The organism is Pseudodesulfovibrio hydrargyri (genome assembly GCF_001874525.1).
Taxonomy (GTDB): Bacteria; Desulfobacterota; Desulfovibrionia; order Desulfovibrionales; family Desulfovibrionaceae; genus Pseudodesulfovibrio; species Pseudodesulfovibrio hydrargyri.
The window spans coordinates 128,966-138,988 of sequence record NZ_LKAQ01000004.1; the positions used below are offsets into that span (position 1 = coordinate 128,966).

Annotated in this window: 7 protein-coding genes and 1 tRNA gene; 2 read left to right on the forward strand and 6 right to left on the reverse strand. The window is 67.0% G+C overall.

Translation table 11 applies throughout. The features are described from left to right. Positions 1-268: 268 nt before the first annotated feature. Positions 269-346, forward strand: a tRNA-Glu gene (locus BerOc1_RS05135). A gap of 155 nt (positions 347-501) precedes the next feature. Then, on the forward strand, positions 502-1,611 hold the full coding sequence (locus BerOc1_RS05140) for a linear amide C-N hydrolase (protein WP_084641108.1): 1,110 nt from the start codon (positions 502-504) through the stop codon (positions 1,609-1,611). A gap of 75 nt (positions 1,612-1,686) precedes the next feature. Here BerOc1_RS05140 and nuoH read toward each other — a convergent pair whose 3' ends face one another. Genes nuoH through BerOc1_RS05170 form a run of 6 tightly spaced genes read right to left on the reverse strand, consistent with a single transcriptional unit; the run spans position 1,687 to position 9,956 of the window. After that, positions 1,687-2,682 (reverse strand): NADH-quinone oxidoreductase subunit NuoH, encoded by a 996-nt coding sequence (gene nuoH, locus BerOc1_RS05145; RefSeq protein WP_071544666.1) that lies wholly within the window; start codon positions 2,680-2,682, stop codon positions 1,687-1,689. Next, a complete protein-coding gene (gene nuoG / locus BerOc1_RS05150; protein WP_071544667.1) occupies positions 2,682-5,249 on the reverse strand; it encodes an NADH-quinone oxidoreductase subunit NuoG in 2,568 nt (855 codons plus the stop codon). The genes nuoH and nuoG overlap by 1 nt, the downstream gene beginning before the upstream one ends. Next, positions 5,249-6,604 carry a complex I 51 kDa subunit family protein gene (locus tag BerOc1_RS05155; RefSeq protein WP_071544668.1) on the reverse strand — a complete coding sequence of 452 codons (1,356 nt, stop codon included), beginning with the start codon at positions 6,602-6,604 and terminating at the stop codon, positions 5,249-5,251. Before BerOc1_RS05155 ends, nuoG begins: the two co-directional genes overlap by 1 nt. 4 nt (positions 6,605-6,608) lie before the next feature. Then, positions 6,609-7,109, reverse strand: a complete 501-nt coding sequence (gene nuoE / locus BerOc1_RS05160; protein ID WP_071544669.1) for an NADH-quinone oxidoreductase subunit NuoE — start codon at positions 7,107-7,109, stop codon at positions 6,609-6,611. A 13-nt stretch (positions 7,110-7,122) separates the two neighbouring features. Further along, entirely contained in the window at positions 7,123-9,522 is a 2,400-nt protein-coding gene (locus BerOc1_RS05165) for an NADH-quinone oxidoreductase subunit B/C/D (protein ID WP_071544670.1), read from the reverse strand. A gap of 20 nt (positions 9,523-9,542) precedes the next feature. After that, the gene (locus tag BerOc1_RS05170) at positions 9,543-9,956 is read right to left on the reverse strand and encodes an NADH-quinone oxidoreductase subunit A (RefSeq protein ID WP_071544671.1); all 414 of its coding nucleotides are present in this window, start codon (positions 9,954-9,956) and stop codon (positions 9,543-9,545) included. Positions 9,957-10,023: the final 67 nt, after the last annotated feature.

Sequence of the window (10,023 nt, forward strand, 5' to 3'; positions counted from 1 at the left end):
TTTAACAGACAATAGGGACAAACGGCAGGGAACGGCAGCGTAGAGCCTTCGTTCATAATTTCACATTATTTTTGTTCGGATTTCCCGAACAGCGAAGAACAGTCGATTTTGTTTGTGAAAAAAGGACATAAGTCCGGCCGTCCCTCAACCGGCAGGTTCGAAAAGACTTGCCCCGGACCGGGTTTTATGCCAGAAGGCCGGTTCCGCGATCGAAGCGGCCCGGCCGTCACGGGCTCTTGCCCGGCCAAGCCGTCCCTTCGCGACCCGCGTCCCCATCGTCTAGCCTGGTCCAGGACGGCGGCCTTTCACGCCGTTAACAGGGGTTCAAATCCCCTTGGGGACGCCAAGGAAATACAAGGCCTTACGCCGAGCGCGTAGGGCCTTTTTTCATTGTCCACGTATGAGCGCGTTGACAGATATCACTGATCTGATACCAATATCTGAAATACCCTTGAAGGATTCTTGGGGATTCTCGTCGCAACACCTTACAGGAGTTACGCCATGCCCGTTCAGCGCATCGCATTGTTCGCCGTGTTTCTTTCGATCTTCTCCTGGATGCCGGCCGTCACGGCCGACGCGTCCGCCTGCACCGGAATGCGGGTCGTGGCAAAGGACGGGTCGGTTGCCTGGGCCCGTTCCCTGGAATTTGGCAGCGACATCGGGTCCGCCCTGATGGTCGCCCAGCGCGGCATGCAGTGGACTTCCGGCGCGCCGGACAAGGCCCAAGGGTTGCGCTGGACCGCCAAGCACGCCTTTGTCGGGCCCACCGCCTGGGGGCTGCCCCTGCCCATCGAGGGCATGAACGAGAAGGGGCTGTACGCTGGCGGCTTCTGGATGACCGAGGGGGAGTCGGAATTCCCGGACGTGCAGCCCACCGACTACCCGCGCACCGTGGCCCAGATGTACTTCGTCCCGTGGGTGCTGACGAACTTCGCCACCGTGGACGAGATCAAGGCCGCCCTGCCCGGCATCACCATCGCCGGTCTGCGGGTCGAGGCCCTGCGCACGGTCCCCCTGGCCCACTGGTACGTCATGGACGCCACGGGCAAGGCGGCGGTCATCGAATCCATCGACGGCAAGGTGACCATCCGCGACAACCCGGTGGGCGTGTTCACCAACGCGCCCTCCTTCGGCTGGCATCTGACCAACCTACGCCAGTACATGAACCTGAACCCCGACAACGTAAAATCCGCCAAACTCGGTGGTTACGAGGTCCGGCCGCTGGGCGAGGGCACGGGCCTGCTCGGCCTGCCCGGCGACTTCACCCCCCCGTCCCGCTTCGTCCGCGCGGCCGTTCTCGCCAATTCGGCCCTGCAACCGGACGACGCCGACGGGGCCGTCAACCTGGGCATGAACCTCATTGCCGGGTTTGCCATCGCCAAGGGCGTCTCACGCGGCGTCGGGGCCGACGGCAAGCCGGAATACGACTACACCCAATGGACCACGGTCTACGATCTGGCGCGAAAGGGGCTGTACGTGCGCACCTACGAGAACCAGAACTACCGCCTCGTCCGGTTCGACAAACTGCCTCTGGACGGCGGCAAAATCCTGACCATTCCCATGGACAAGCGCTTCGGCCCCTACGAGGACATCAGCGGCCAGGCGCATTAGACCGGCCCGGAAACGAACAAAGGGGGTTGCGGGACTGTCCCGCAACCCCCTTTTTCCTGTGGATGAAACGGAAGGTCAGTGCAGGGCGGCCATGACCGCGCCGGTGACGATGACGTTGACCAGGGCCAGGGGCATGAGGATTTTCCAGCAGAAGTGCATGAGCTGGTCGTAGCGCAGCCTGGGCAGGGTGCCCCGGGTCCAGATGAGCAGGAAGGGGACGATCATGATCTTGAGCAGCAGCCAGACCGGACCGGGCAGCCACGGGCCGCGCCAGCCGCCCAGGAAGAAGACGGCCATGAGCGCGCCGAGCAGGATCATGTTCACGTACTCGCCCAGGAAGAACAGGGCGAAGCGCATGCCGCTGTACTCGGTGTGGAACCCTGCCTGGAGCTCGTTCTCGCCCTCGGGGATGTCGAACGGGATGCGCTTGGACTCGGCCAGGCCGCAGACGAAGAAGATCAGGGCGGCCACGGGCTGGACCAGGATGAAGGGATAGTCCGCCTGGGCGTCGACGATGTCGGTCAGGCTGAGCGAGCCGGCGAGCATGAAGACCGGGACCAGGGACAGGGACAGGGGCAGTTCGTAGCTGACCATCTGGGCCACGCCGCGCACGGACCCGATGAGCGAGAACTTGTTGTTGGAGGCCCAGCCCCCCAGGGCCACGCTGTACACGCCGATGGACGACAGGGCCAGGAAGACCAGGACCCCGATGTCCGTGTCGCCGATGACCAGGGGCACGGTCCGGCCGAAGAGTTCGATATTCCCGCCGAACGGGACCAGGGCGAACACGGCCAGGGTGGTGAAGGTCAGGATGCCCGGAGCCAGGAAGAAGAGCACCCGGTCCGCCCCGTCCGGGACCAGGTCCTCCTTGAGCAGCAGTTTGACGCCGTCGGCCAGCAGTTGCAGGGAGCCGTAGGGGCCCACGCGGTTGGGGCCGTAGCGCAGCTGCATGCGCCCGAGCAGCTTGCGCTCGAACAGGACCATGTACGCGGCCAGGGTCAGGACCACCAGGAGCACCACCGCGCTCTTGATGACCAGCACCGTCAATCCGAGCAGGAATTCCTCGCCCATCACAGGTTCCCTCCGGGGCAGCTGTCGTCCGTGTCGGCCCGCGCCATGGCCGCCCGGTCCTCGTCACCCTGCTCCCGCCACAGCCGGTTCATGGAAATGGTCGCGGCCATGCCTCCGGCGAACCGCCAGCCCGAGCCGGGCGTCCTGGGCAGGACCACCGTGTTCCGGGCCATGTCCTCCCGGCGGCGCAGCACGGTCCGGGCCACGCCCTGGGCCAACGGGATCAGGATGGTCTGTCCTTCCTCGAAACGCATGGCCGCCGCGTCCAGGGGGTGCATGAGCACGCGGGGATCGGGCAACAGCGTCTCGCCGGGCTCGCCGAGGTTGGCCAGCCGGTCCGCGCCAAAGGTGGAGCCCGTGACCAGCACGTCGCATCGTCCTTCCTCCTGCCCGGCCGTGACAAACGGGGCCAGCCAATCCAGCGAACCGAAGCGCACAGGGGCTTCGGACGGCAGGACCGGGACACCGCGTTCCGCCGTGGCCTCGGCCATAGCCGTCCGCAACCGTTCTTCGGCCGCAGACGGCGCGGTGTGGCCCTCGGCATCGGGCGCGAGCAGATCGATCCACCCGGTCGCGCCGCGCGGGTCGTTTCCGGGGATTCCGGCCCCGGGCGTGCGCGGCGGGTGCGAGCCATGGCCGTCCTGAATCACGGGCAGGCCCCCGGCAAAGACCGGTTCGGCGCGTTGCAGCGACCCGTGGTTGTCCACCAGGCAGCCGCCGGTCTCGAAAATCGTGTTCATGGGCAGTGCCACTTGGGCCTTGCTCCACGTAGCCGACGGGGCGCAATCCACGCAGACCAGCAGATCGAGCTTGCCCACCGCTTCTTCCATGGCCTGCACGCCGGGATATTCACCCAGCGGATCGGCCCCGATGCAGACGAACGCCTTGACGCCCCGCCCGTCGCCGCCGGGCATCAGCCGCCCTTCCAGGCTGGCTCCGTCGCCACCCGCGAGCAGGGCCGCGCCCAGGGAGTCGGCGCGCGGCAGGAGGCAGAACAGCCCGGAGCGGACCTCGACCCGGTCATCGCCGCCCTTGCGGCGCAACAGCCGGGCCACCCCGGCAGCCAGGACCGGCCACTGGGCGGGCATGGCCGTGGCCGAGCAGACCACCACCGGACGCTCGGCCCGGGCCAGGGCGTGGGCGACCTCGTCCAATTCGGCGCTCAATTCGCTGAAATCCTCGGCCCGCCCTTCCGTTATGGATTGCAATTCCCTCCAGAAGGCCAGCGCCTCGCCCTGAAAATCCGCCTCAATGAAGGCGCGCCCAAGGAGCTTCGCCAGGACAACGGGCAAGAGCCCGCGCCGCACGGGCAATTTGATCGGTTCGCAGGGCAGGTCCACGGGCCGGGGGTCGAGCACGGCCACCGTGGCCCCGGACCGGGCCGCCTGGCGGACGGCCAGGGCGGCCATGGGCGCTTCGCTCAGGGGATCGGCCCCCAGAACCAGGACCATGTCGGCCTTGCGGACCTGTTCCAGGTTCCAGGCCAGGTCCGCGTCCAGGCTCGCGGCGACGTTCAGGCAGGCGAGCCGCTCGTCCTCGGTCAGGAAAAAGCTCGGCGCGGGCACGCCCAATCCGTCCGCCAGCCGCTTGGCCGCGAACAGATCTTCCAAGGTGCATCGGGACGACGCGTGCACGGCCACGGATTCGGGACCGTGGGCGGCGATAATCGCCTTGAGCCGATCCATGGCGGCCCCCGTCCCTTCTTCGGGAGACACGGACCGCCCGTCCACCAACGCGGTGCGCGGGCGTTCGGGCATGGAGGCGTAGCCGAAGCCGTAGCGGCCCCGGTCGCACAGGAAATCGCCGTTAATGGCCTCGTTCAAGCGGTTCTCCACGCGCAGGACCTCGCGGTAGCGCACGGCTGCCAAAGTATTGCAGCCGAGCGAGCAGTGCGTGCAGACCGACGGCTTGCGCTCCAGGTCCCAGCGCCGGGCGCGGTACCGGGACGGCTTGTCGGTCAGGGTGCCGGTGGGGCAGATCTCGCCCAGGTTGCCGGAAAACGGCGATTCCAGCCTCCCCGGCTCGAACCGCTGGTAGGTCACCCGCCCGGCGATGCCGAAGGTGCCGAAGTCCGTGCCACCGGCGTATTCCCGGTAGAAGCGCACGCAGCGGTAGCAGTGGATGCAGCGGTTCATCTCGTGCTCGATGAGCGGGCCGAGATACTGGTTTTCATAGGTCCGTTTGGGTCCCCGGTAGTTGCGCAGGGAGTGGCCGCCGGACACGGTGGTGTCCTGGAGCAGGCAGTGCCCGCCCTCGTCGCAGATGGGGCAGTCGTGGGGATGGTCGAGCATCAGCCACTCGATGACCTGGGCTCGGAAGGCCACGGCATCCGGGTGGTCGGTGGACACGACCATCCCGTCGCGCGCGTCGACCATGCAGCTCATGTCCAGGTCCTTCTTGTGCCCTTCCAGAAATTTGACCGCGCACATGCGGCAGGCCCCCACCGCGCCCAGGGACTTGAGGTAGCAGAACCGGGGGATCATGATGCCCAGTTGTTCGGCGGCGTCGATGACCTTGGTGCCCGCGGGCACCTCCACCGCTCGCCCGTCAATGGTCAGCCTGGGCATCAGCCGTCCCTCCCTTCCGAATCCGCTTCATCGGGGACCGTTTCATCCCGGTCAAGGGACGTCCACAAGCCGGGCTTGGCCACGCCTTCGCCCACAAACGGGCAGCCCCGGCCGTCCAGGTGTTCACGGACCTCGTCCCGGAAATGTTTGAGCAGGCCGTGGACCGGCATGGCCGCGCCCGGGGCGAAGCCGCAGTAAGCATGCTCCATGCCGTCGGCCACCCGTTGCAGAAGCTCCACGTCGCGCTCCCCGGCCTCGCCCGCCTCGATGCGTTCGAGAATGTGCTTCATGTAGGGGATGCCCTCGCGGCACGGGGTGCACCAGCCGCAGGACTCACGGGCGAAATAGGCCAGGATGTTGATGGTCGCCTGGACCAGGCAGGTGTTCTTGTCGAAGACGATGACCGACCCGGTGCCCAGGGACAATCCGGCCTTTTTCATGGAGTCGAAGTCCATGGGCGTCTCCAGGTGCTCCCGGGCCACGAAGCTGGTGGACGTGCCGCCCGGCAGGCAGGTCTTGAACTCGGCCCCCGGCAGCATACCCCCGGCCGCCCCGAAGATGATGTCCCCCAGCCTGGTGCCGCCCGGCAACTCGAAGCAGCCGGGCTCGGCCACCTCGCCGCTCACGGAGTAGAGCTTGGTGCCGTCCCCGGTGGGCGACGCGGCCAGGGTCTGGAACCACTCCACCCCGTTGCGCAGGATGGACGGGACCGAGGCCAGGGTCTCCACGTTGTTGACCACGGTGGGCAGCCCCCACAACCCCGAGTCGGTCATGTGACTGTTCTTGTCCGGGTTGGGCCGCTTGCCCATGATGGCGTTGGCCTGGGCCGAGCTCTCGCCGCAGATATACCGCCCGGCGCTGCGGTGCACGTCGATGTCGAAGGAAAAATCGCTGCCCAGGATGTTTTTGCCCAGCAGCCCGGCCTCCCGGGCCACTTCCAGTTCCCGCTCCAGCAGCCGGGCGTCCGCGTCGTAGGACGGCCGGATGAAGAACACGCCGTGGTCCGCCTGGACCGCGTAGCCGCACAGGACGATGCCCTCGATGACCAGGTGGGGGTCGGTGTTGACCAGGATGCGGTCCTTGAAGGTGCCGGGCTCCATCTCGTCGGTGTTGCACTGGATGTAGCGCGGATGGGGCGCGTCCTTGCGCACGAAGCTCCACTTGCGCCCCGTGGGGAACCCGGCCCCGCCCCGGCCGCGCAGCCCGGAGTCCATGACCACTTTTATGACCTCGTCCGGGGTCATGGTCCGCACCGCCTTTGTCAGGGCCTCGTAGCCCCCGCCCGCACGGTAGTCCGCGAGGCTGGCGGGGCGGCAGTCGACGCGCCGGTTCTTGAAAAGCACCTGTTCGCTCATGGTCTCACCTGCACAGACACAGCGGGATGGTGTCGGCGTTTTCGCGCAGATTGTCGAGTATCCGGTCCACCTTTTCCGGAGTCAGCCTGCCGTAGTGCTCGCCGTTGACGAGCATGGCCGGGGCGTTGTGGCAGTTGCCCAGGCAGGCCGTGGGCAGGACGGTGAACAGCCCGTCCGCCGTGGTTTCGCCCACCTCCACCCCGAGCTTGCGGCAGAGGTAGTCGAACAGCCCGTTCTCGTGGTGCATCCAACAGGTCACGCCGTCGCAGACGTGGATCACGAACCGGCCAAGCGGTTCGCGGTAGATGAAGTCGTAGAAGGTGGCCAGTTCCTCGAGCTCGACCAGCGTCTTGCCCGTGAGCCGGGCCGCGTGGCCCATGGCCTCGTCCGAAAAATAGCCGAAGTGCCGCTGCAGGAGGTAGATCACGTCGATGATCTTCTCCTCCACGTGGTCCGTTTCCCGGACCATCTCCGCTATTTCCTGTTCCAATTCCCTGGGGAGCATGTTCCCTGTTCTCCTAGCGATCCAGATCGGGCGCGATGTAGTCCAGCGAGCCCATGATGGCGATGAAGTCGGCGATGGTGTGGCCTATGGTCATCAGGGGCAGGGCCTGTACCGAGGCGTAGCCGGGCGAGCGCATGTGCAGCCGGTACGGCATGTTGCCGCCGTCGCTGACCACGTAGAACCCCTGCTCGCCGCGAGGGGCCTCGGTGGCCGCGTAGGCCTCGCCCGCGGGTACCTTGGGGCCGCGCGTGGCGTTGATGAAATGATGGATCAGGCTCTCGATGTCCCGCAGGGTGTCCCGTTTGTCCGGGATGCAGTAGCGGTAGTCGTCGGCCATGAACCGGCCGGAAGGCATCCACTCCAGGCATTGGGCGATGATCCGGTTGCTCTGGACCATCTCCTCGAAGCGGACCTCGAACCGGGCCAGGCAGTCGCCCCCGTCGCGGGTGGGGATGTCGAAATCGTACTGCTCGTACCCGGAGTACGGGGCGACCTTGCGCAGGTCCCGGGTGGAACCGCAGGCCCGCAGGTTGGCCCCGGAGATGCCGTGGTCCACGGCGTTCTCAAGCGACAGGCGGCCGATGCCCTTGACCCTGGCCCGGACGATGGGGTTGCCGGTGATCATCCGCCGGTAGCCCGCCACCCTTTTCGGGAAAATCGTGACGAAATCGCGGACCAGTTTGTCCCAGCCGTCGGGCAGATCCATGGCCAGGCCGCCAATGCGCAGCCAGGCCGGGTGCAGCCGCGCCCCGGTGATGGCCTCCATGATGTCCAATATTTGCTCGCGCTCGCGGAAGGTGTGGAAGACCGGGGTGATCATGCCCAGGTCCTGGACCATGGTTCCGAGCCAGAGCAGGTGGTTGGAGAGGCGGTAGAACTCGGCCAGCATGACGCGCACGCACTGCGCACGCTGCGGCACGGCCACGCCGCAAAGCTTTTCCACGGCCAGCAGGTAGGTCAGGTTGTTGGCCGCCCCGCTCAGGTAGTCCAGCCGGTCGGTGTAGGGAATGAACTGGTGCCAGGACTGGTGCTCGGCGATCTTTTCCACGCCCCGGTGGTGATAGCCGATGTCCGTGGTCATATCCACGATCTCCTCGCCGTAAAGCTCGAGGATGAAGCGGACCAGCCCGTGGGTGCTGTAATGGTGCGGGCCGATGTTGAGCACGAACTCGCGCCGGGCGGGCGGCGCGGCATGGGCCTTTTCCAGCAGGCGGACCGCGTCCTCGGGCTGTTCGCGCCGGGCGTCCTCGGCCAGGTACGGGGCCATTTCCGTGGCCCGCTGCGGGTCGCCCTTGCGCAACGGGTGGCCCTGCCACTCCTCGGGCATGATCAGCCGCCGCAGACCGGGATGGCCCGTAAACCGGATGCCGAACAGGTCCCATATCTCGCACTCGTACCAGTTGGCGCTGGGCCAGACCGGCGTGGCGCTGGGCAGTTCGAGGTCCGCCCCCACGGGCACGCGCACCCGCAGGTACTCGACGGAGCTCAGGGACGTCAGGGTGTAGATCGCGGTAAAGTCGTGTTCGGGCCGGACCTTGCGCGCGGTCTCGTCCACGGCAGTGATGTCCTCCAGCCGTTCGAACCGGATGGGCGCCTCATGCTTGAGAAAATCGAGGACCTCGACAAGGCGCTGGGCCGGAACCGTGACGGTGGGCATGTCCACCACCGTCTCGTGCCAGGCCGAAGGCTCGCCGAACCTGGCGGCCAGGGCCTCGCGCAGGGCGTCGTGGGCCGGGGTGAATGAAAGTTTCGGGGCCGGGGGCGTCCACATCTCGTCGGACCGCGACCCCGCGAACACGGGCGGGGTCACCGAGGTGCCGCGCGCCGGGATGCCGGCCATGCCCGGGCCGCGCGTGTCGCGGTCCTTGGTCACGCCCGGGACCAGGATGTCGTCGCGCCCACCCAGGTGGCCGCCGTCCAGGTTGAGCACCGGGCGCAGGGGGCGGCTCTTCTGGCGGATCATGTCCTGGAGGGTGATCAGGCCGTGCAGCAACGCCTCGGGCCGGGGCGGGCAGCCGGTCACGTAGACGTCCACCGGGATGATCTGGTCCACGCCCTGGACCACGCTGTACACGTCGTACATGCCCCCGGTGTTGGCGCAGGAGCCCATGGAAATGACCCACTTGGGCCGGGGCATCTGCTCGTAGACGCGCTTGACCATGGGCGCGGCCTTCTTGAAGACCGTGCCCGAGACCACCAGGAGATCGGCCTGGCGGGGCGAGCCGCGCAGGACCTCGGCCCCGAAGCGGGCGATGTCGTACAGCCCGGTAAAGACCGTGGCCTGCTCCACGAAGCAGCAGGACAGGCCGAAGAACAGGGGCCACAGGCTGTTGGCCTGACACCAGTTGAGGATGACGTCGCCCAGGCCCGCCTTGTCGGGCAGAGCCCTGGCCGCGTTTTCGTCGCCGTTCATGGCGGCCCGCACGGCTCGGTCTATCGCTTGCGCGTCATGCCCCATTCGAGGCCTCCCTTGCGCCAGACCCAGAACAGACCGAGCAGCAGCACGCCGATGAAAAAGGTTATCTGGCCCCAGGCGGCCCAGGTCATGCGGGAGAAGGACACGGCCCAGGAGACCACGTACACGGCCTCCACGTCGAAGAGCAGGAAGAAGACCGCCACCAGCCAGAACGGGGCCGGATAGCTCGGCCGGGCCGAACCCGAGGGGATGACGCCGCACTCGTACGGGCGGCCCTTTTCCCCTTCCCCGCGCCTGCGGGTCAGGACCACGGACAGAGTCAGCAGCGCCGTGACCAGACCGGCCGCCAGCAGGGCGAAGACGATCAGGGAGAAGACGCTCGGGTCCCAGGCGTTGAACCCGGTGGACATGTATTCCGGTGACGTTGGCATGCGTTGCGATTCCTTATCAATCAACGGCCGACCGGCCGTCGTGGGCCCGGGGCCCGGCATTTCCGGG

Bases quoted from the DNA above. Each gene is read 5' to 3' on its own strand.
- nuoE (WP_071544669.1), bottom strand. From the start codon at position 7,109: ATGCTCCCCAGGGAATTGGAACAGGAAATAGCGGAGATGGTCCGGGAA.
- nuoG (WP_071544667.1), bottom strand. From the start codon at position 5,249: ATGCCCAGGCTGACCATTGACGGGCGAGCGGTGGAGGTGCCCGCGGGC.
- nuoH (WP_071544666.1), bottom strand. From the start codon at position 2,682: ATGGGCGAGGAATTCCTGCTCGGATTGACGGTGCTGGTCATCAAGAGC.
- BerOc1_RS05170 (WP_071544671.1), bottom strand. From the start codon at position 9,956: ATGCCAACGTCACCGGAATACATGTCCACCGGGTTCAACGCCTGGGAC.
- BerOc1_RS05155 (WP_071544668.1), bottom strand. From the start codon at position 6,604: ATGAGCGAACAGGTGCTTTTCAAGAACCGGCGCGTCGACTGCCGCCCC.
- BerOc1_RS05165 (WP_071544670.1), bottom strand. From the start codon at position 9,522: ATGAACGGCGACGAAAACGCGGCCAGGGCTCTGCCCGACAAGGCGGGC.
- BerOc1_RS05140 (WP_084641108.1), top strand. From the start codon at position 502: ATGCCCGTTCAGCGCATCGCATTGTTCGCCGTGTTTCTTTCGATCTTC.